Source organism: Halomonas sp. NyZ770 (assembly GCF_020616575.1).
In the GTDB taxonomy this organism is placed as follows: domain Bacteria; phylum Pseudomonadota; class Gammaproteobacteria; order Pseudomonadales; family Halomonadaceae; genus Vreelandella; species Vreelandella hamiltonii.
In genome coordinates this window covers 3,220,763-3,240,356 of record NZ_CP085143.1, presented here as the reverse complement: position 1 = coordinate 3,240,356, position 19,594 = coordinate 3,220,763, and the positions used below count along the sequence as shown (strand labels likewise).

The following is a 19,594-nucleotide window of genomic DNA, read 5'->3' as shown; positions in this document are numbered from 1 at the left end:
CGCAGCGGCTGACAGGTATGCATCGCCCACACGAAACGCTCGGTGGGCAGCGTTTAGTGGGTCGCGTTGCCTGGTGTGGCGGCCAGCAGGTCGCTCAGCGTGCTGGCAAGACTGGCCTGGGCTACCTGTTGCTGCTCACGGTCATCGCGCAGGAATTTCAGGGTGGCCGTTTGCTGAGCCAGCTCGTCTTCACCCAGCAGAATGGCAATGGGCGCGGCGCTCTTGTCGGCCTTTTTCATGCGACTCTTGAAGCTGCCGCCACCGCAGTGCAGCTGCAGGCGCAGGTCGGGCAGTGCGCTGCGCAGCTGTTCTGCCAGGGTGAGAGCTGCCACGGTGGCGCTGTCATCCATCGGCACCAGGTAGACGTCGCAGCCGCCCAAGGCTTCTTCCGGTACCAGGTCGAGAGTTTCCAGCAGCAGAATCAGCCGCTCGATCCCCATGGCAAAGCCCACGGCAGGTGTGGGCTTGCCGCCCAGTTGCTCGACCAGCCCATCGTAGCGGCCACCGGCACAGACGGTGCCCTGGCTGCCCAGCGCCGTGGTGGTCCACTCGAACACCGTACGGCAGTAGTAGTCCAGGCCCCGCACCAGGCGCGGGTTGACCACGTAGGGAATGTTGGCCGCGTCGAGCATGGCCTTGAGCTGCTCGAAGTGCTCCCGCGAAGTCTCGTCCAGGTGATCCATCAGCTGCGGTGCGCCGTTCAGCATCTCGGCCATATCGGGATTCTTGGAATCCAGAATGCGCAGCGGATTGCTGGTCAGGCGACGTTTGGAGTCTTCATCCAGTAGCGCATGGTGCTGTTCGAAGTACGCCACCAGCTTGTCGCGGTAGGCTGCGCGGGCGTCGCTGGAGCCCAGGGAGTTCAGTTCCAGAGTGACATGTTCGAGAAGGCCCAGCTCTTGCCATAAGCGGGCAGAGAGCAGAATGACCTCGGCGTCGATGTCCGGGCCGTCGAAGCCATAGGTTTCCACGCCCACCTGATGAAACTGACGGTAGCGTCCTTTCTGGGGCCGCTCGTGGCGGAACATCGGACCCTGATACCAAAGCCGCTGGGTCTGGTTGTGCAGCAGGCCATGCTCCATGGCAGCGCGTACGCAGCTGGCGGTGCCTTCCGGGCGCAGGGTCAGGCTGTCGCCGTTGCGGTCGTCGAAGGTGTACATCTCTTTTTCGACGATATCGGTGACTTCCCCGATGGAACGGGCAAACAGGGCGGTTTGCTCCACGATTGGCGTACGGATCTCATCAAAGCCGTAGCGCTGCATCAAGTGGCGTACCTTGGCCTCAAAAAATTGCCAGCGAGGGCTGTCGCTGGGCAATAGGTCGTTCATTCCACGGATGGCTTGAATCTTTTTAGCGGCGGACTTGCTCAATGAAAACTCCTTGTCTGGGCGGCAGCGCGAGGCGCAAGGCGTGCCGCCTGTTGCAGGCAACGCAGGTGTCAAACGCTGCGTGCAATCATGTTCTCTTGCTGCTGCTCTTTCTGGCGTACCTTGTCGCGGATCAGCTTTTCCAGGTCATCCACCAGATGGTCGTTACGCAGTTTGCTGGCAGGTTTGCCGTCGATGTAGACCAGGTTGGCGGGTGAACCACCGGTCAGACCGATATCGGTCTCCTTGGCTTCGCCAGGGCCGTTGACCACGCAGCCAATCACCGAGACATCCAGCGGGGTCATGATGTCTTCCAGGCGCTCTTCCAGCTGGTTCATGGTGCTGATGACATCGAAGTTCTGCCGTGAACAGCTGGGGCAGGCGATGAAGTTGATGCCTTTGGCGCGCAGTCTCAGGCTCTTGAGCATGTCGAAGCCGACCTTGATCTCTTCCACCGGGTCGGCGGCCAGCGAGACGCGAATGGTATCGCCGATACCATCCATCAACAGCATGCCGAGGCCAATCGATGACTTGACCGTACCCGAGCGCAGGCCACCCGCTTCGGTAATGCCCAGGTGCAGCGGCTGTTCGATGCGGGTGGCCAGGTCACGATAGGCGGCCACGGCCATGAACACGTCCGAGGCTTTGACGCTGACCTTGAACTCCTGGAAGTCGAGCCGATCCAGGTAGTCGATGTGGCGCATGGCCGACTCGACCAGCGCGGCAGGCGTGGGCTCGCCATATTTCTTTTGCAGGTCCTTTTCCAGCGAACCGGCATTGACGCCAATGCGAATCGGAATGCCGTGCTCTCTGGCCGCACTGACCACCGCGCGGACGCGATCTTCCCGGCCAATATTGCCCGGGTTGATACGCAGGCAGTCCACGCCCAACTCGGCGACCCGCAGGGCAATCTTGTAATCGAAGTGGATGTCGGCCACCAGCGGCACATCGACTCGCTGTTTGATCTTGCCGAAGGCTTCGGCAGCATCCATGTCGGGGACCGACACGCGGACGATGTCGGCACCGGCTTTTTCCAACTGCTGGATCTGACCCACGGTGGCGTCTACGTCCAGGGTGTTGGTGTTGGTCATGCTTTGAACGGCAATCGGGGCATCGCCGCCCACGGCGACGTTACCAACGTGTATCTGGCGCGAGGGGCGACGTTTGATCGGAGAAGGGGCGTGCATAGGACGGGTCACTCTCCTAGAGTAAAGCGGGCAACATTGTTGGCACCGGCGCGTTGCGCCAGGTTGACGGTATCGCCTTGATAGCGCAGCTCGACACCGGTGGCATTACCGATGGTCAGGCGGAAGGGCGGCGTACCCTCGACGCTGGCGGTGGTGCCGGGCGTTTGCAGGCCAACGAAGACGCGCTGGTTGTTGGCATCGAAGATCTCGGTCCAGGACTGCTCGTTGAAGGTCAGTTCCAGCAGATTGGAGTTGGCGACGGGTTCCGGCGCGGCATCTTCCGCGGGCGCTTCCGGCGCCTGTGCCTCGGCGACATCGGTCACCGGCTCGGCGCTGGCGGGTTCAGTGCTGGCATCGGCGTCAGTGCTGGCGTCTTCGTCCTCCATGCTGACTTGAGGCTCGTCGATCATGGGCGGGATCACCACGGGATCGGGCTCGACCATCGGCTCGGCGGGTGGCGGCGTCGCACTGTCGGCGGCATCCTCTTCCAACGTGGAAGACGTGCCCATGCTTGGGGGCTCGCTGCCGCCACGGCTTTGCCACCAGGCAACTGTGACGCCGATCAGGCCCACGATCACCAGAAGGGTGACCAGCTTGAATAACCAGGCGCCCACCTTTGATGGGGGGCGAGTGACGGCAACGGGCGCGATCTTTCGCTCGGTTTCGCTGCTGCCGTGGCGCGCTTGATAGGCATCCAGCACCAGCTTGTCATCCAGGCCCAGGTATTTTGCATAGGCACGCAGGTAGCCACGGCGATAAGCGGTGACAGGAATTTCTTCGTAGTTGTCCTTTTCCAGGCCTTCGACCACGGCGGTGCGCAGATTCAGCGCACGGGCAGCATCAACAATCGGCACGCCCAGCGCTTCACGTTGACGGGAGAGCAGTTCGCCAGCGGTGCTGGTGGAGGTAACGCTATCGTGTAACTGTGTCTCGCTCATGGCTGAGCATCCTTCAAAAAATAGGTGGTCAGGGCACTGATCAAGGGTTCAGCAGGCGTTGGTATTCGGCGGCCGCCGCGCTGTCGCCGCGGGCGAGGGCGATATCTATCGCCATTTCCAACGCTGCCGGGTCGGGGCCAGCCAACTGCAGGTAGCTTTGCAGCGGCTCCCAGGCCTGATCGTATCGTCCCTGCGAAACTTCCAGTTCGGCTAACATTAAATACCCGCGAGTGTTGCGCGGGTCGATACTCTGGGCGCGCTGCAAACGGTCGCGCGCCCTGTCGAATTCGTCAATCGCCAAATAGCACTGACCCAGGTTGGTGAATAGCTGGGCACGATTGGCATATTGGGCATCCTCAGAGGCGGCTTCCAACTGCTCGCAGGCCTCTGGGTAGCGCCCCTGCTGATACAAAAAGGCAGCATAGTTGTTGCGTGCCCGCGTAAACGAGGGCGAGGCGCTCAGCGCCTGCTGGAAATAGCGATTGGCGAGATCGCGCTCTCCCTGCTGCTGATAGACCAGCGCAATCGCCTGAAGTGCCTCTGGGTGGCGAGCATCCAGCTCCAGTGCTCGGTCCAGCGCGCTCAGGGCGCGGGGCAGGTTATCCCGCTCCAGGTAGGCCACCCCCAATTGGGCATAGGCATCGGCGGCATCCGGGTTGCTCTCGTTGAACGTGGGCGTCGAGGTCGCACACCCCGCCAGCAGCAGGCTGCCAGCAAGGACGGACAGCATGGGCACTCTGAAAAAGGAGAAGCACCTGCGATGACCGATCATGTATGTCCTCTTGAACAGTGCGGCCTTGCTCGCACTGATGACGTTAATAAAAAAACGTGACCATCAAAGCGCTGTGTTGTGTGGAAGTCAAGACAGCGGCCTTAGTCTGCATCCAGTTGAACCGATTGAATATAGCGCGCACTGCGCTTGGTGCGGTCTTTTACGCGTCCGACCAGTTGGCCGCAGGCGGCATCGATGTCATCCCCTCGGGTGGTGCGGACGGTGGCGTTGTACTCCAGGTCATAAAGCCATTGCTGAAAACGCATGACCTGGTTGCGCGAGGGCTTTTCATAACCCGAATTGGGGAACGGGTTAAAGGGAATCAGGTTGATCTTGCAGGGCAGCTCCTTGAGAAGCGCCGCCAGCTGTTCGGCGTGTTCCTGCTGGTCATTCACGCCTTTGATCAAGGTGTACTCGATGGTCACCTGACGGTTGTCCGGGCATTTGGCCAGGTAGCGGTGACAGGCATCCAGCAAGGCACGAATGTTGTACTTGCGGTTGATCGGGACGAGTTCGTTACGCAGCTCATCGGTGGAGGCGTGCAGCGAAATCGCCAGGCTGACGTCCATCTCATCGCCCAGTTTATCCATCATCGGCACCACGCCCGACGTGGAGAGGGTGACGCGGCGCTTGGAGAGGCCATAGCCGTTGTCGTCGAGCATCAGCTTCATGGCAGGCACGACGTTGTCGAAATTCAACAGCGGCTCGCCCATGCCCATCATGACCACGTTGGTCACCGGACGGTTGGCGGTATCCCGCCGAGGGCCAACGCTGCGTTGCGCTACCCAGACCTGACCAATGATTTCAGCGGCCGTGAGGTTGCGCTGGAAGCCCTGTTTGCCCGTGGAGCAGAAGCTGCAATCCAGCGAGCAGCCGACCTGTGACGACACGCACAGGGTGCGTCGCTTACCGTTCTCTGCCGGGATCAGAACCGTTTCGACATAGCTGCCATCTTCCACTTCGAGCACCCATTTGCGCGTGCCGTCGCTGGACGTGCCTTCATACACGACGCCTGGGCCGCGAATCTCGGCCACCTGAGCGAGCTTGTCGCGCAGCGGTTTGGACAGGTTGGTCATCACGGCAAAGTCATCGACGCCCTCCTGGTGGATCCACTTCATGACCTGGGTGGCACGGAATTTCTTCTCACCAATGGATGAAAAGAAAGCTTCCATTTGCTCACGAGAGAGCCCCAGCAGGTTCTGGCGTGCGGGCTCCGCCTCCGTGGCGTGGTCAGCGATGGATAGAGAAGACGGTGATGATGGAGCGACAGTGGTGGTCATGGCGGTCAGCGTTCAGAAAGAGGCGGGGGCCAGGCCCCCGCAAAAATGGCCGGCAACGAATGTTGAAACGGCAGCGCTGGTTTAGCGCGGGCAGATTTCGTCGTTACCGAAGAAGTAGCTAATTTCGCGTGCAGCGCTTTCGGCAGAGTCGGAACCATGGACAGCGTTGGCGTCGATTGTTTCCGCGAAGTCGGCGCGGATGGTGCCCGGAGCGGCTTCTTTAGGGTTGGTAGCACCCATCAGCTCACGGTTCTTGGCGATGGCGCCTTCACCTTCCAGCACTTGAACGACGACCGGGCCAGAGGTCATGAAACCGACCAGATCCTTGAAGAAGGGGCGCTCTTTGTGCTCGGCGTAGAAACCACCGGCTTTCTCTTCGGAGAGGTGCAGCATCTTGGCCGCGACCACTTGCAGGCCAGCCTTTTCGAAGCGTGCGATGATGTCGCCGATGGCATTCTTGGCTACGGCATCGGGCTTGATGATGGAAAGAGTACGTTCAGTCGCCATGCAGAGATCTCCTAGAAAGGGATAAAGCAGAAATTGCCGCCCCGGAAAGCCAGGGCGGCACAGGAAAATGTGTCCGGCCTTGTCTGGACGCTATGCCGCAGGCCGAGTGGCCGCGATTATAGCGTCTCACGCAGGGGATGAATACCGATGAGTGACGTCAAAGAGCGCTTAAACGGTAAAGCTTTCACCGCAGCCGCACTGATCCTTGACGTTGGGATTGTTGAAGCGGAAGAAGCGATTGAGCCCTTCGCTGACGTAGTCCACTTCGCTGCCGTCCAGCATCTCGACGGCATCGGTGGCCACGTAGACGCTGGCCCCGTGGGACTCGAAGTGCACGTCATCTGGCTGAGCCTCGTCGGCAAAGTCGAGCACATAGCTGTAGCCCGAGCAGCCGCTGGGTTTGACGGATACCCGAAGGCCAAGCCCCTTGCCGCGCTCTTCGAGGACGCGGTGGATCTGCTCGGCGGCGGCGGGGGAAATGTTAAGCGTTGCCATGGAGCACTCTCCTTGAAAAGTCGGTCGGTCAGCGGCCAGGCGCAGTGGCCTGGCGCGCCGAAGCACGCAGGCCGCTGACGGCGTGGTGCAGTAGTGTCAGTGCGTGGTCGATATCGGCTGGCTGGGTAAACCGTCCAAAGCTCAAGCGCAGCGAAGAGAGCGCCAGCCGACGGGGTGTTCCGATGCCCAGCAGGACGTAAGAGGGGTCGACGCTGGCCGAGTTGCAGGCAGAGCCTGTAGACACGGCAACGTCGCGCAGGGCCATCAGCAGCGCTTCACCATCGACACCCTCGAACGCGAGATTGAGAATATTGGGCACCCCGTGCTGCTGGGGCGAGTTGGGAATGACGCCCTCCAGCGTGCTCAGGCCATTCAGCAGTTGCTCGCGAAGGGCGGCAATATGCGCCTGATCCTGAGCTTGCTGCTGCTGCATGACGGCAAAGGCTTCCCCCATGCCCGCAATCTGGTGGGTGGGCAGCGTGCCGGAACGCATGCCACGCTCGTGCCCGCCGCCGTGAATCAGCGCTTCGACACGCATGTCCGGATGGCGTTTCACGTACAGAGCGCCCACCCCTTTGGGGCCATAGGCTTTATGGGCAGACAGCGACATCAAGTCGATGTGCTGTTCGACCACGTCCAGCGGGATGCGTCCTACCGCCTGAGCGGCATCGGTATGGAAGGCCGCGCCAAAGTCGTGGGCCACGGCTGCCAGCGCCGCGATGTCGTTGATGCTGCCCAGCTCGTTGTTCACTGCCATCAGCGACACCAGTGCGGTGTCATCCCGCATGGCCTCGCGCAGCTGTTCGGGGGTGATGCGCCCGTCCCGCTGGGGCTTGAGCCAGGTGACCTCGAAGCCTTCGCTTTCCAGTGCCTTGGCGGTATCCACCACGGCCTTGTGTTCGATGGACGAAGTGACCAGGTGCATGCCGCGCTGACGGTTGGCGCGCATGAAGCCGATCAGCGCCAGATTGTTGGCTTCGGTAGCACCGCTGGTCCATACGATCTCGCGAGGGTCGGCATGAATCAGGTCGGCCACCTGGCGCCGTGCCTGCTCCACGACTTGCTCTGCCTGCCAGCCCAGCATGTGGCTGCGCGATGCCGGGTTGGCAAACAGCTGGTCGACGGTCAGGTAGCGCGTCATCACCTCGGCCACGCGCTCATCTACCGGCGTAGTGGCGGCATAGTCGAGGTAAATGGGCAGTGAGAGCGTGGCTGTCATGAGTTTGAGTTCCAACGGGCAGTGAATGGCGTCAGGGGGAAGAGGCAAGAATCCCGGCGTCGGCGCGCTGCTTCTGTCGAGCGGCAATACGAATGACGTCCGGGCGCTGCATCAGCTGCGCCAGCGTCACGTCATCCAGGAAGTGGCGTATTTGCCCCGAAAGTTCGCACCACAAGTGATGGGTCAGGCAGGTGTCGCCCTGCTGGCAGTCGGAAAGCCCCTGGCAGCGGGTGGCATCGACGGTTTCATTGACCGCATCGATGACCTGGGACACGCTGATCTCGGCGGCAGGCTTGGCCAGTAGATAGCCTCCGCCAGGGCCACGTACGCTGGTGACCAGCCCGCTGCGCCGCAGCCGCGCAAACAGCTGCTCCAGATACGAGAGCGAGATCTCCTGGCGCTGGGATATATCGCCAAGGCTGGTAGGGCCTTGAGGCGTATTGATCGCCAGGTCCAGCATGGCGGTAACGGCGTATCGGCCTTTGGTAGTCAAGCGCATAACAGGTACCTCGTCGCTGAACCTCAGCGCACTGGCGGCAAGTGTAGCGCCATTATGGAAATCCTGAGTGCTTTGGTCAACTATTGGGGCGCGTGTCGGAGGTTTCGGCGGCGCTGACCTTGTCACTGCGGTGTTTGCCTGACCCAGCGCAGCCCGATTCGCCTTCGTCGAGAATGTCGGCGAAGTCCTCATCCCTGAGTTCGGGCAGTTGGCCGTCACGGTAGCTGGCATCCAGCTTGCGCAGGGTAGAGCACATGCGTTCGATACGCTCGTCCACGGCGTGCATATGGTCCAGCATGGCCTGCATGGAGCGTGCTACCGGATCGGGCATGTCCTGGCTGACGCCGTAGGCATCGAAACCGAATTTCTGGCAGATGGCTTCGCGGCGAGCCGGGTCGATATCCAGCGCTTCCTCTACATCAGGTTCGGCGCGCTTGACGATCTTGCCAGGAATGCCGACCACCGTTGCGCCAGCGGGCACCTCTTTGGTCACCACGGCGTTGGAGCCAATCTTGGCACCGGCTCCAACCGTGAACGGGCCCAGAATTTTGGCACCTGCCCCGACGATCACGCCATCTTCCAACGTGGGGTGACGCTTGCCTTTATTCCAGCTGGTGCCGCCTAGCGTGACTCCTTGGTAGAGCGTCACGTTGTCGCCGACCTGGGCGGTCTCACCGATCACCACGCCCATGCCGTGATCGATGAAGAAGCGCCGACCAATGGTGGCGCCGGGGTGGATCTCGATACCGGTCATCCAGCGGGAGAAGGTAGATACCGTGCGCGCCAGCCACTTGAAGTTCTTCTTCCATAACCAGTGGCCACAGCGGTGCAGCAGCAGAGCATGCAGGCCCGGGTAGTTGGTCAAGACCTCGAGAAAGTTGCGTGCCGCTGGGTCGCGGTCGAATACGCTGTTGATGTCTTCGCGCAGGCGTTGAAACATGGGAGTGTCCTTGGGCGTAAAAGCGGCAGCAGGGCAGGCTGTGCTGGGGTCGGCCCCCAAATGTGGGGGCACCACCGGATAACTTCAAGTTTAGGCCATCGGGCTGGCCGTGGCGCGTATCAACGAGGTGTCGTGTGCTGTTGGGCTGCCTTCTCCGTGGCCGACAGGATACCGCGCAGGATGTTCATTTCCATTTTCTCGGGGCGAGCTCGCAGGTACAGGCGGCGCAGGCGTGCCATCAACTGGCGCGGCTGTGCGGGGTCATGAAACTCGATGGCGATCAGCGTGCGCTCCAGGTGCTCGAAGTACCGCTCCAGCTCTTCGTGGGACGCCAGCGCGGCCTCTTCGTCATCCTCTTGAGCGGGGGGCGCGTCGGCTTGCGTCAGCCAGGCCATGCGACACTCGTAGGCGAGTACCTGTACCGCTGCCGCCAGGTTCAGCGAGCTGAAATCCGCATTGGTGGGAATGTGTACGTGGGCATGGCAGCGCTGCAGCTCGGCATTGGTCAAGCCGCTGTCCTCGCGCCCAAACACCAGCGCGATGCGCGCATTGGCAGGGCGGCACTCGGCTGGCAGGCGTTCGGCCAGCTCTCGGGGAGAGATCATCGGCCAAGGCAGCGTACGTGAGCGGGCACTGGCACCCACGGCCAGGGTGCAGTCGGCCACGGCATCTTCCAGCGTGGCATGAATGGCCGCCTGATGGAGCAGATGGTCGGCCCCTGACGCCCGTGAGATGCTCTCCTGAGTGAGCACGTCGCAGCGGGGGGCGACGAGCGCCAGATCCGCCAGGCCCATGTTGTGCATGGCGCGTGCCACGCCGCCAATATTGCCAGGATGGCTGGTGCCAATAAGAACGATTCGAATGCGGTCAAGCATGATAAGCCCGGTTCACGACGTAAAAAGCGCAGTTTAGCACGAGTCGATGGCATGCCCGAGGGGCCTCTGGTAGAATTGCCCGCCATCAAGGTGTCCTGCGCCTGCCCCCGTTCTTTAACATCACTGTGACAAGGCCCGATCATGAATCCAATGGTCCAATTTACGCTGCGCGCTGCGCGTAGCGCGGTTGAACATTTTCTGCGTGTCCGTGAGCGTATCGAAAACGCCCACGAAGAATTCAATCTCGACCGCCTGCTGGAAGACACGGCCCGCAAGGCCGAAGCCACCATCGTTCAGCAACTGCAGCGCGGCTATCCGCAGCATGGCTTCTCCGGCCGCTACACCCCCCATCAAGCGGGTGAGGGTGAAGGCGAAGAGATCGTTTGGAAGATCGAACCCCTGCATGGCTATTCCAACCTGGCCGTGGCAGGCAAGGGCTTTGCACTCTCAGTGGTGTGTCTGATCAAAGGTCGCCCCGAACACGCGGTGGTGGTCTCTCCCTTTGGCGATGACGAATACATCGCCAGCCGTGGCCGTGGCGCCCAGCACAACGACAAGCGTATGCGCGTGAGCAAGCCCACGGCCATTCCCGGTACCCGCATGGCCATGAGCCTGCCGGAAGCCTGGCTGCGCCCCAGCCATCTGCCTGCCTACCTGACCGTGACGCAGCAACTGGCCCCCCAGGTGGAAACCCTGGTCGCCACGGGCTCTGGCCTGCTGGACATTTGCGAACTGGCCGCTGGCCGCGTCGACAGCGTGTTCGTTCTAGGCTTGGAAGAGCAGGACATGCAGGTCGGTACGCTGCTGCTGAAAGAAGCCGGCGCGCTGATGGGCACGCCCAACGGCCAGCCCACCGTCACCGCAGAAGGCCAACTGATGGCCGCTGGCCCGCGCCTTTATAAAGCACTGATCAAACAGCTGGCGCCTCATTTCTGATAAGCCTTGTGTCACCTGTTCTCGATAACGCCCTGCCGGAATCCCGGCAGGGCGTTTTTCGTTGTGCGCTTGATTTGTTGTCGCGTCAGCGCTCTGATGAGTGCCTCGAGCCATAGGGAGGTAAAACGATGCGTGAACTATCGGCGATAGCCGTTTTTTGTGGATCCAATGCCGGAGGGTCGCCCGACTATGCCAAGGGCGCGGCACGACTGGGTACTCATTTTGCCCACGGCGGTATCAAACTGGTATACGGCGGCACCCACAAGGGGCTGATGGGCGCACTGGCGGATGCGCTGTTGGCAGCTCAGGGGCAGGCCCATGGCGTGATCACCGAACGCTTGCATGCCAAGGGGCACCTGCACCAAGGGCTCCAGACGCATGAAGTGGTGGCCACCATGCGTGAGCGCAAAGGCCGGATGGCGGATCTATCGGATGCCTTCATTGCCTTGCCGGGCGGGATTGGCACCCTGGAAGAGTTCATGGAGGTGTGGACGTTGAATCAGCTGGGCGAAATACAGAAACCGCTTGGTTTGTACAATATCAACGGCTTTTTCGACCCCTTCATGGCCTTTATCGATCATATGATCGCAGAGCGCTTTCTACCTCCAGAGCACCGGGGCGCTATAGTGCTTGAAAGCGACCCGCAAAAGCTGTTGCAGGGACTGCACGACTATCAGCCCACCACGGTGCCCAAATGGCTGCCGTCTGCATGATGCCAGCGTGCTATACGCTGGCCTCCATCTGATCCAGACATTGAGTGAGCTGGTCGGCAAAACGAGCGGCGGCGACCGACAGCGTGCGGCCTCGGAGCTGGGCACAAATCAGTGGGGCCGTGGGCACGTCACGTTCATCGATCGGACGCGAGATGATGGTATTTTCCTGGGCCATGTCGGGTGTGCCGATAGCGATTTGAAAGCCGACACTTCGGTGATCTTGCAGTAGCCCCCGCATCAGTTCGAAGGAGTTGGTCTCGGCGCTGATCTGGGCCTGATGGGTACGGCGTACCAGTATCGGGCTCAGCAGCTCCCTGACCCCCAGCGAAGCGTCGGGCAGTACCAGAGGGTAATTCAGGCACTCGCTCAGTCGAACCTTGGGCTGCTCGGCCAACGGGTGCTGTGCCGACATCAGCGCCACGACGGGCTGGGCCACCATGATGAGCTGCAAGACCTCAGAGCTCATCTTGGGGAACACTACCACGGCCAGCTCCGCTTCAAACGACATCAGCGCTTTCAGGGCTTCGCCTCGATCTGCAATGCGAATCGAAAAAGAGACCCCCGGATGTCGCTCGCGAAACAGGCGGATCTGCTCAGGCAGAAACTTGAGCGCCAAGGCCTGGCTGGCGACGACCGAGACATGGCCCTTGCGCAACCCCTTTAGCCCCTCGATTTCTGAGCGCACCCTATCCAGGTCCGCCATGTGGCGGCGCACGTAATCCAGAAAGATCTCGCCTGCTGCGGTCAGCCGCATGCCCTTGGAGTGGCGCTCGAATATCTGGGTGCCCAGCTCTTCTTCGATTTGCTGGATGCGGCGATCCAGCGCAGAGGGCGTGATGTAGAGCGCTTCCGAAGCGCGCCGTATCGACCCCGCCCTGACCACGGCATCGATGTATTCGAACAGGCGTAAGTGCTTCATGCCTTCTCCTGTGTTGAGTTTTTTAGAACACTATCCGAATTTTTTAGCAATAGATATCACCACAAAAGCGGCGCAGTCTGGAGCAGTCACCAAGGAGACTGTCATGTCCAGTTACCCAGATGCTTCCCACACCGTGATGACTCATGCCCAGCCATCGGTGGTTTCTCTGGTCAGAGAGACACCCGAACCGCAACGCTTGACGCTGATGGCTTCCCCTTGCTCGGTCACCCTCGATCTGGCCAGAAGCGCGCTGGTGGTAGTGGATATGCAAAACGACTTCTGCCATCCGCAGGGCTGGTTCGCCAGCAGCGGCATCGATATTGCTTATGCAAGAGAGATCATCCCCGGCTTGGCAGCGCTGATGGCGAGCGCGCGGCAGCGCAACGTGCCGGTCATACACCTGCACTGGGGAGTGCGCGCCGACACCATGGAGCTGAGCACTGGCCAACTGATGTTCGGTCGTCAGTTTGGCCAGCGCCAGGGCTATGGGGAGCGCTCTGCATCAGGCCACTCCATTTTGGTGCGTGACGAGTGGGGCGCGGCTGCTATCGATGAATTGGCTCCCCTCCACGAAGACATCGTGGTGCACAAGAGCCGTTTCAGTGGTTTTTGGCATACCGAACTGGACGCCATCCTGCGGCGACTGGATATCACCACGCTGCTACTGGCAGGCATCAATACCGAGCGTTGTGTGATGGCGACGCTCCAGGATGCCTCGTTTCTTGGCTACAACGTTGTGCTCATGGAAGAGGCGGTGGCTACACCGTCGCCTGACGTATCGCGACAGGCAGCATTGACGTTGATCAGACAGCTTTACGGGTTCACTGCGCGGGGCTGCTCGCTGGACGAGCAGTAACTCGCTCATCTCGCTGTTCAACTGGAGGTACTTCCATGCACTTATCGACCAAGCACTTATCGACCAAGCACTTAACAACGATGTCGTTGGCTATCCAGGCCTGGCGCCGGGCCATCCTGGTACTGCTGGTTTCCCTGTGGATCGCCCCGGCTTCTGCGGAGACGTCTCTACGAATGGTATTGAACTGGTCGTATCAAGGGCCTCAGGCCTGGTTCTTTCTTGCCCAGGAGCGCGGTTACTTTGCCGAGGAGGGGCTAGACCTGCGCATCGATCAGGGGTCTGGGTCGGGTGCCGCCGTGGGTAGCGTGGCCTCCGGCGCCTACGATGTCGGGTTTGGCGATATCAATGCCTTGATCAACTACGCCGCCAACCATCCGGATGATTCGCCTGTGGGGGTGTACATGCTCTACACCCAACCGCCTTTCACCATTGCCGTGACTTCAGACAGCGATATTCATGAACCCGCTGACCTCGAAGGCAGAACCATTGCCGGACCCGCCAATGACGGCGCCCTGCGACTGTTTCCGGCTTTTGCCGCGCTGGCAGGCATCGATGCGGACAGTGTCGAAATCATGAACATCGAGCCGCGTCTGCGTGAGCAAATGCTCAATCGTGGGCAGGTCGATGCAGCCTTTGGCTTCGTCAACACGGTGCGCTTCAACGCCATGTTGGCAGGTATCGATCCTGACGAGCGTTTGCGCTTCATCCGCTACGGCGACCACGGTATGGACCTCTACTCCAATGCGATCATCGTGTCGCGTCGGCTGGCCGATGAGAACCCCGAGGCAGTGCGCGGGCTGGTGCGTGCCATCAACCGTGGTGTTGCCGACGTACTGGCGGACCCGGAAGCGGGCATGGAAGCCGTCATGGCGCAGGAGCCATTGATCAATCGGCAGGTCGAGACCGCTCGCTTGGCGGCCACCATCGAAGATGAAATGAATCACCCTGAGCTTCCCGAGATCGGCCTGGGCAATATCGATGAAACGCGTATGCAAGAGGCCATCGACATCGTGGTGTCGGCCTATGGGCTAGCGCATGCCCCTGCTCTGGAGGAGGTGTTCCGCACGGATTTCCTGCCTCCTGAAGAAGAGCGCATTTACTCCCTTTACGAATGAGGACCGCGTCATGGACTTGAAACTGAGTAACAAGATCGTTGCGATTACGGGGCCGGTAAAGGGGATGGGAGAAGCCATTACCCGAGCCTTCGCCGAAGAGGGAGCAAAGCTGGCCTTGTTGGCCAGGGATACCCAGGCCGTAGCCTCGCTGGAGCAAGCGCTGCGTGAGCAGGGAGCGGACGTCGTGCTGGTGGCATGTGACATCACGCACTCCGACCAGTGCGAGCGGGCAATGGCGCATATTCAGGAGGCGTTTGGCGATGTGCCGGATGTGCTGGTCAACGTGGCTGGCGGTTCGGGGCCGGTGGGCAAATCGGGCGCGGAAACGACGTTCGAGGAGTTCGAGGAGATCGTGCGTCTCAACATGGCAGGCTGCTTCAACACCATGCGCGCGGTGCTGCCGGGCATGATGGCTCGGCGTAGCGGCAAGATCGTCAATGTGGGTGGCACCTTCGGCATGCGCGGCAAGGCGGGTCGAATGGCCTACTCCGCCTCCAAGTGGGGCCTGCGGGGGATCACCAAAAGCATGGCGCTCGAAGCCGGTCCTTACAACATCAACATCAATATCGTGGCGCCGGGCATGGTCGATGGTGAGCGCTTTCGCAGCAAAGTGTGCCCCGACATGGCGGCAAAGCTGGGTATCAGCGAAGAAGAAGCGGCCCAGAAACATGCCGCCGACTATGCACTGCAGCGCATTTCCACCGCCCAGGACATTGCCGATGCTTGCCTATTCATGGCGAGCGACCGTTCACGACAAATCACCGGCGCCGACTTGCCCGTAGATGGCGGCTGGGCCGCACTTTGACAAGGAATCCTCTCATGACACACGCAGATCTCGTGATTATCAATGGTCAGGTCGTCAGCCATGAAGCCACCCAGCCTGCGGCGATTGCCATCCGCGATGGCAAAATCATTGCCGTGGGCGACGAGGCCAGCATGCCACCCGCCAAAGAGGTATTGGACGCCAAGGGCTTGCACCTGTTGCCGGGGGCGATTGACGTCCATGTGCACTTTCGAGAGCCAGGCTACACCCACAAGGAAACCTGGGAGAGCGGCACGGCGGCAGCGGCCATGGGCGGTGTCACCACCGTCTTCGATATGCCCAATACTCACCCGCCCACGGCAACTCCCGATGCTTTCGAGGATAAACTGGCGTTGGCGAAACAGCAGGCCTATGTCGACTTCGGTATTTATGGGCTGATGGCCGAAGACAACGTCGATCAGCTGGAAGCCTTGGCTGAGAGCGGCGTGATTGGCTTCAAATGCTTCATGGGGAACACCTTCGGCAACCTTCCGTCGCCTTCCACCGGGGCGATGCTGGAAGCATTCGAACGGGTGGCCCCCTATGGCCTGCGCACCTCCCTGCACGCCGAGACCGCCTCCATCATGGCGTGGCGTTACGAGCGCTTGCGCAAGGCGGGCCGCAATGACGCGCTGGCGCACGTGGCAGCGCGCCCGGATGTGGTGGCGGTGGAAGCCGTCTCACGCGCCGCCATTCTGGCCGAATGGACGGGAGCTCGTATTCACGTTCTGCACGTTTCCTCGGCAGCCGAGCTAAGGCCCATGCGTGAGGCAAAACAGCGTGGCGTCGATATCACCAGTGAAACCTGCCCCCACTATTTGATGATGGACACTCATGACTACGCGTCGCTAGGCAGTCTGATGCGCGTGAATCCGCCCATTCGCGAGGCCAAGGATAGCGAAGCACTCTGGGAAGCGTTGCGTGATGGCACGGTCGACATGATTGCCACGGACCATGCGCCCCATACGCCAGAAGAGCAGTACAAGGAGGTGATTTGGGAGGCAGACTGCGGTTTTCCAGGCGTCGAAACGCAAATGCCCTTGATGCTGACCGCTGTCAGCGAAGGGCGTATCACCCTGCAGGATTACGTGCGCATCAGTGCCGTTGCCCCCGCCAAGGCCTGGGGGCTGTATCCACGGAAAGGCGCACTCATGGTGGGGGCGGATGCCGATATTGCCATCGTCGATCTCGAGCGCCGTGACGTCATCGATCAGCAAACGCTGCATTCCCATCGCGCGCGGGCCACGCCATTTCATGGCTGGGCCGTGACGGGAATGCCGGTGCATACCCTGGTGCGTGGGCGCTTTGTCATGCGAGACCGTGCCCTGCAAACCGCCGCCAAAGGCACCGGCATGTCCGTGAAGAGGGTGCAGCAAATGACCCTGCCAACGCTCGTGAATAGTGACAAGACGCTGGCCGCCGAAATGGCCAAGGCGAACGTCCAACAAGGGGAGCTAGCATCATGTTAACCATGTCCGTAGGCAACCAGACGACCGTGACTGCAGAGCCGCCGAGCGAGGCGGGCAGGGAAGCCATCAAGCTGGAGGGAGCGGAGGTCATCTATGGTCGCGGCAAGAAGATGACCCAGGCACTTGCACCAACGCACCTGAAGGTAGAGCAAGGGGAGTTCGTGGCCCTGGTGGGGCCATCCGGATGCGGCAAGTCGACCATCCTCAAGCTGGTCAGTGACTTGCTGGCACCGTCATCGGGGCATGTGCATGTCGGAGGGCGTGAAGTCGGCGCCAAGCGGGTTGGCGTGGGCATGGCCTTTCAAAACCCGACCATGCTGCCTTGGCTGAGTGTGCGTGACAATGTCATGTTGCCCTTGAAAATCGTACCGCCGTTTCGTTCACGCTATCGTCAGGCGCGGAAAGGGGAGTTTCGCGATCGGGCCGAGGCATTGCTGGAAAAAGTCGGCCTGAAGGGGTTTGGCGACAAACAGCCCTGGCAACTCTCCGGTGGCATGCTGCAACGGGCGTCACTGTGTCGGGCCTTGATTCATGACCCGGAACTGCTGCTGCTGGATGAACCTTTCGGCGCGCTGGACCAGTTCACCCGTGAAGAACTGTGGGGAATCCTGCAGAACCTGTGGCTGGAGAGCAAGCCCACGGTACTGCTGGTCACCCACGACCTGCGCGAGGCAGCTTACCTGGGAACGCGTATCTGCGTCATGAGCCCGCGCCCCGGCAAGATCATCGATGATCAGAAAGTCCACCTGCCCAGGCCACGCACCATTCCCATGACCTACGAGCAGGACTTCGTCCAGCTCACGCAGCAACTGCGCGAGTTGATCACCCATACTCGGCCAGATGCCGCCTAGGAGAAGTCCCATGGAACTCGTCGATAAACTACGCCAGAAACTTGCGGCAGCGCTGTTGATTCTGGGCTTCTTCGTCGCCTGGGAAGTCATTTGTCTGGTGTTTGGCGTGCCGGAAATCGTGCTGCCACGGCCTAGTCAGGTCATGGAAACCTTGATTGCACGCTTTCCGCAGTTGCTACCCCATGTCATGCAGACATTGAGCACGACGCTCACCGGTTTTGTCATGGGAGTAACGGCAGGCCTGGTGCTGGGGGCCATCGTTGGCTCTTCGAAGGTGGCCTACGATACGGCTTACCCCCTGCTGGTCGGCTTTTCATCGATTCCCAAGGTGGCGGTGGTGCCGATCTTCGTGCTCTGGTTTGGCAGTGGCACCGTACCCGCCGTGCTGACCTCTTTCATCATCTGTATTTTCCCCGTGGTAGTGAATGTGGCAACGGGGCTGGCGACCACGGAGCCCGAGCTGGAAGACGTGCTCAAATCCCTGGGGGCCAAGAAGCGCGAAATTCTCTGGAACGTGGGCATCCCACGCGCCATGCCCTACTTTTTTGCCTCTCTGAAAGTGGCGATCACACTGGCCTTCGTCGGCACGGTATTGGCAGAAACCATTGCCTCGAACCGAGGCATTGGCAACGTCATGATGATTGCCACCTCCAGCTTCGATGTCCCCCTCGTGTTTTCGGGGCTCTTCCTGCTCGCCATGCTCGGCGTCACCCTATACCTGGTGTTCTCTCTGATCGAGCGCAAGGTAACGGGCTGGGCCATGCGTAAATCAGAGCTGCCTGCGGCTTGAACGTTTCAAGGAGATAACCATGAAAAGTGTTTCATACCTCAAACGCCTGTGGTGGGCATGCCTGTTGATGCCGATGACGGCGAACGCCGAGTTGACGCGAGTCAATTTCACGCTGGACTGGAGTTTTCAGGGGGTACACGCCTGGTACTTCCTGGCCAAGGAGCGCGGTTACTTCGAGGAAGAGGGACTGGATGTACGCATCGATCAGGGCGATGGCTCTGCGGCAACGGTCAGCCGCATCATGTCGGGCGCCTACGATGCTGGTTTTGGCGATATCAATGCGCTGATTCAAAACGCCGCCGAGCGACCCGAACAGACCCCGGTCATGGTCTACCAGATATACAATCAGCCGCCGTTTGCCCTGCTGACGAAAGCCGATGGCCCCATTCAGAGTATCGACGATATCGAAGGGGCCACGTTGGGCGCCCCTGCCGGTAGCGCTTCCACGCGCCTGTTTCCCGCTTTCGCCGAGGCCGCCGGGATCGACCTGGCGCAGGTCAGCATTACCAACGTCGCCCCCAACCTGCAGGAGCAGTTGCTCCATCGAGGTGATGTCGATGGGTCACTGGTCTTCAATGTGACCAGCTACATGAACCTGGTGTCGCAAGGGCATGATCCCGATAGCGACTATCGCTGGTTTCCCTACGGTGACTATGGCGTCGAGGTGTACTCGAATGGCGTGATGGTTTCTCGAACGATGATGCAGGAGCAGCCCGCGGCAGTGGCCGGGTTGGTTCGGGCGATCAACCGTGCCGTGCAGGACGTGATGCAGGACCCGGAGGCGGGCATCGCCGCACTGTTGAAGGAAGAAGGGTTTCTCGACCGGGAAGCGGAAACGCGCCGACTCCAGTTTGCTCTCGACAATGTCATCGTGTCTGACGAATCCAGAGCCATAGGCGTGGGAGCGCTCGATGAGGAACGGTTGGCGCGTTCGATAGACACCATCGTCGCGCTATACGAGTTGCCCACTACGCCGAACGTGGCCGATATCTACAGCGCGGCATTCTTGCCGCCCCTCGATGAGCGCACGCTTTGACGATGCCACCAAGCTCGCCAGAGCGTCG

21 protein-coding genes are annotated in these 19,594 nt (G+C 60.7%); 9 read left to right on the top strand and 12 right to left on the bottom strand.

Going from position 1 to position 19,594, the window contains the following annotated elements:
• Positions 1-53 precede the first annotated feature (53 nt).
• The 11 genes from hisS to trmJ form a co-directional block, all read right to left on the bottom strand.
• On the bottom strand, positions 54-1,370 hold the full coding sequence (gene hisS / locus LG409_RS14950) for a histidine--tRNA ligase (protein WP_096922149.1): 1,317 nt from the start codon (positions 1,368-1,370) through the stop codon (positions 54-56).
• A 68-nt stretch (positions 1,371-1,438) separates the two neighbouring features.
• The gene (ispG, locus tag LG409_RS14945) at positions 1,439-2,554 is read right to left on the bottom strand and encodes a flavodoxin-dependent (E)-4-hydroxy-3-methylbut-2-enyl-diphosphate synthase (protein WP_039180327.1); all 1,116 of its coding nucleotides are present in this window, start codon (positions 2,552-2,554) and stop codon (positions 1,439-1,441) included.
• A gap of 8 nt (positions 2,555-2,562) precedes the next feature.
• Positions 2,563-3,492 carry a RodZ domain-containing protein gene (locus tag LG409_RS14940; protein WP_227407019.1) on the bottom strand — a complete coding sequence of 310 codons (930 nt, stop codon included), beginning with the start codon at positions 3,490-3,492 and terminating at the stop codon, positions 2,563-2,565.
• 40 nt (positions 3,493-3,532) lie between these two features.
• Positions 3,533-4,264, bottom strand: a complete 732-nt coding sequence (pilW, locus tag LG409_RS14935) for a type IV pilus biogenesis/stability protein PilW (protein ID WP_144982379.1) — start codon at positions 4,262-4,264, stop codon at positions 3,533-3,535.
• Between the two features lie 101 nt (positions 4,265-4,365).
• The gene (rlmN, locus tag LG409_RS14930; RefSeq protein WP_227407018.1) at positions 4,366-5,544 is read right to left on the bottom strand and encodes a 23S rRNA (adenine(2503)-C(2))-methyltransferase RlmN; all 1,179 of its coding nucleotides are present in this window, start codon (positions 5,542-5,544) and stop codon (positions 4,366-4,368) included.
• An 81-nt stretch (positions 5,545-5,625) separates the two neighbouring features.
• Complete coding sequence (gene ndk / locus LG409_RS14925) at positions 5,626-6,051, bottom strand: nucleoside-diphosphate kinase (RefSeq protein WP_039180317.1); 426 nt, start codon at positions 6,049-6,051, stop codon at positions 5,626-5,628.
• A gap of 168 nt (positions 6,052-6,219) precedes the next feature.
• Entirely contained in the window at positions 6,220-6,546 is a 327-nt protein-coding gene (locus LG409_RS14920; RefSeq protein ID WP_016914918.1) for a HesB/IscA family protein, read from the bottom strand.
• A 28-nt stretch (positions 6,547-6,574) separates the two neighbouring features.
• The gene (locus tag LG409_RS14915; protein WP_227407017.1) at positions 6,575-7,765 is read right to left on the bottom strand and encodes an aminotransferase class V-fold PLP-dependent enzyme; all 1,191 of its coding nucleotides are present in this window, start codon (positions 7,763-7,765) and stop codon (positions 6,575-6,577) included.
• Between the two features lie 31 nt (positions 7,766-7,796).
• A complete protein-coding gene (gene iscR, locus LG409_RS14910; RefSeq protein ID WP_039180312.1) occupies positions 7,797-8,264 on the bottom strand; it encodes a Fe-S cluster assembly transcriptional regulator IscR in 468 nt (155 codons plus the stop codon).
• A 76-nt stretch (positions 8,265-8,340) separates the two neighbouring features.
• Positions 8,341-9,204 (bottom strand): serine O-acetyltransferase, encoded by an 864-nt coding sequence (gene cysE, locus LG409_RS14905; protein ID WP_039180308.1) that lies wholly within the window; start codon positions 9,202-9,204, stop codon positions 8,341-8,343.
• A gap of 119 nt (positions 9,205-9,323) precedes the next feature.
• Positions 9,324-10,079, bottom strand: coding sequence for a tRNA (cytosine(32)/uridine(32)-2'-O)-methyltransferase TrmJ (gene trmJ / locus LG409_RS14900; RefSeq protein ID WP_144982376.1), 756 nt, complete (start codon positions 10,077-10,079; stop codon positions 9,324-9,326).
• A gap of 141 nt (positions 10,080-10,220) precedes the next feature.
• Between trmJ and LG409_RS14895 the strand changes: the two genes are divergently transcribed.
• Together LG409_RS14895 and LG409_RS14890 are read left to right on the top strand one after the other, a co-directional pair.
• Positions 10,221-11,015 (top strand): inositol monophosphatase family protein, encoded by a 795-nt coding sequence (locus LG409_RS14895; protein ID WP_039180303.1) that lies wholly within the window; start codon positions 10,221-10,223, stop codon positions 11,013-11,015.
• Between the two features lie 128 nt (positions 11,016-11,143).
• The gene (locus LG409_RS14890) at positions 11,144-11,728 is read left to right on the top strand and encodes an LOG family protein (protein ID WP_039180300.1); all 585 of its coding nucleotides are present in this window, start codon (positions 11,144-11,146) and stop codon (positions 11,726-11,728) included.
• 10 nt (positions 11,729-11,738) lie between these two features.
• Here the strand turns inward: LG409_RS14890 and LG409_RS14885 are convergent, their stop codons facing one another.
• The gene (locus tag LG409_RS14885) at positions 11,739-12,647 is read right to left on the bottom strand and encodes a LysR family transcriptional regulator (protein WP_039180298.1); all 909 of its coding nucleotides are present in this window, start codon (positions 12,645-12,647) and stop codon (positions 11,739-11,741) included.
• Between the two features lie 103 nt (positions 12,648-12,750).
• Between LG409_RS14885 and LG409_RS14880 the strand changes: the two genes are divergently transcribed.
• The 7 genes from LG409_RS14880 to LG409_RS14850 are packed head-to-tail and all read left to right on the top strand — an operon-like array spanning position 12,751 to position 19,566.
• Positions 12,751-13,503 (top strand): cysteine hydrolase family protein, encoded by a 753-nt coding sequence (locus tag LG409_RS14880; protein ID WP_227407015.1) that lies wholly within the window; start codon positions 12,751-12,753, stop codon positions 13,501-13,503.
• Positions 13,504-13,538: 35 nt separating this feature from the next.
• Complete coding sequence (locus tag LG409_RS14875) at positions 13,539-14,618, top strand: ABC transporter substrate-binding protein (protein WP_227407014.1); 1,080 nt, start codon at positions 13,539-13,541, stop codon at positions 14,616-14,618.
• A gap of 10 nt (positions 14,619-14,628) precedes the next feature.
• Positions 14,629-15,423: an SDR family NAD(P)-dependent oxidoreductase gene (locus LG409_RS14870; RefSeq protein WP_039180292.1), complete on the top strand. Its 795-nt coding sequence runs from the start codon at positions 14,629-14,631 to the stop codon at positions 15,421-15,423.
• Between the two features lie 14 nt (positions 15,424-15,437).
• Positions 15,438-16,889, top strand: coding sequence for an allantoinase AllB (gene allB, locus LG409_RS14865; RefSeq protein WP_039180290.1), 1,452 nt, complete (start codon positions 15,438-15,440; stop codon positions 16,887-16,889).
• Positions 16,883-17,740: an ABC transporter ATP-binding protein gene (locus LG409_RS14860; protein WP_144982364.1), complete on the top strand. Its 858-nt coding sequence runs from the start codon at positions 16,883-16,885 to the stop codon at positions 17,738-17,740. Before allB ends, LG409_RS14860 begins: the two co-directional genes overlap by 7 nt.
• Before the next feature lie 10 nt (positions 17,741-17,750).
• The gene (locus LG409_RS14855) at positions 17,751-18,530 is read left to right on the top strand and encodes an ABC transporter permease (RefSeq protein ID WP_039180287.1); all 780 of its coding nucleotides are present in this window, start codon (positions 17,751-17,753) and stop codon (positions 18,528-18,530) included.
• A gap of 19 nt (positions 18,531-18,549) precedes the next feature.
• Positions 18,550-19,566: an ABC transporter substrate-binding protein gene (locus tag LG409_RS14850; protein WP_039180283.1), complete on the top strand. Its 1,017-nt coding sequence runs from the start codon at positions 18,550-18,552 to the stop codon at positions 19,564-19,566.
• Positions 19,567-19,594: the final 28 nt, after the last annotated feature.

What these genes read in the sequence shown, in the direction of transcription:
- LG409_RS14895 (WP_039180303.1), top strand. Translation starts at nt 10,221, where the DNA reads ATGAATCCAATGGTCCAATTTACGCTGCGCGCTGCGCGTAGCGCGGTT.
- LG409_RS14885 (WP_039180298.1), bottom strand. Translation starts at nt 12,647, where the DNA reads ATGAAGCACTTACGCCTGTTCGAATACATCGATGCCGTGGTCAGGGCG.
- LG409_RS14855 (WP_039180287.1), top strand. Translation starts at nt 17,751, where the DNA reads ATGGAACTCGTCGATAAACTACGCCAGAAACTTGCGGCAGCGCTGTTG.
- cysE (WP_039180308.1), bottom strand. Translation starts at nt 9,204, where the DNA reads ATGTTTCAACGCCTGCGCGAAGACATCAACAGCGTATTCGACCGCGAC.
- ndk (WP_039180317.1), bottom strand. Translation starts at nt 6,051, where the DNA reads ATGGCGACTGAACGTACTCTTTCCATCATCAAGCCCGATGCCGTAGCC.
- pilW (WP_144982379.1), bottom strand. Translation starts at nt 4,264, where the DNA reads ATGATCGGTCATCGCAGGTGCTTCTCCTTTTTCAGAGTGCCCATGCTG.
- rlmN (WP_227407018.1), bottom strand. Translation starts at nt 5,544, where the DNA reads ATGACCACCACTGTCGCTCCATCATCACCGTCTTCTCTATCCATCGCT.
- LG409_RS14880 (WP_227407015.1), top strand. Translation starts at nt 12,751, where the DNA reads ATGTCCAGTTACCCAGATGCTTCCCACACCGTGATGACTCATGCCCAG.
- LG409_RS14890 (WP_039180300.1), top strand. Translation starts at nt 11,144, where the DNA reads ATGCGTGAACTATCGGCGATAGCCGTTTTTTGTGGATCCAATGCCGGA.
- LG409_RS14860 (WP_144982364.1), top strand. Translation starts at nt 16,883, where the DNA reads ATGTTAACCATGTCCGTAGGCAACCAGACGACCGTGACTGCAGAGCCG.
- ispG (WP_039180327.1), bottom strand. Translation starts at nt 2,554, where the DNA reads ATGCACGCCCCTTCTCCGATCAAACGTCGCCCCTCGCGCCAGATACAC.
- LG409_RS14920 (WP_016914918.1), bottom strand. Translation starts at nt 6,546, where the DNA reads ATGGCAACGCTTAACATTTCCCCCGCCGCCGCCGAGCAGATCCACCGC.
- LG409_RS14915 (WP_227407017.1), bottom strand. Translation starts at nt 7,765, where the DNA reads ATGACAGCCACGCTCTCACTGCCCATTTACCTCGACTATGCCGCCACT.
- iscR (WP_039180312.1), bottom strand. Translation starts at nt 8,264, where the DNA reads ATGCGCTTGACTACCAAAGGCCGATACGCCGTTACCGCCATGCTGGAC.
- LG409_RS14940 (WP_227407019.1), bottom strand. Translation starts at nt 3,492, where the DNA reads ATGAGCGAGACACAGTTACACGATAGCGTTACCTCCACCAGCACCGCT.
- allB (WP_039180290.1), top strand. Translation starts at nt 15,438, where the DNA reads ATGACACACGCAGATCTCGTGATTATCAATGGTCAGGTCGTCAGCCAT.
- LG409_RS14875 (WP_227407014.1), top strand. Translation starts at nt 13,539, where the DNA reads ATGCACTTATCGACCAAGCACTTATCGACCAAGCACTTAACAACGATG.
- LG409_RS14870 (WP_039180292.1), top strand. Translation starts at nt 14,629, where the DNA reads ATGGACTTGAAACTGAGTAACAAGATCGTTGCGATTACGGGGCCGGTA.
- trmJ (WP_144982376.1), bottom strand. Translation starts at nt 10,079, where the DNA reads ATGCTTGACCGCATTCGAATCGTTCTTATTGGCACCAGCCATCCTGGC.
- LG409_RS14850 (WP_039180283.1), top strand. Translation starts at nt 18,550, where the DNA reads ATGAAAAGTGTTTCATACCTCAAACGCCTGTGGTGGGCATGCCTGTTG.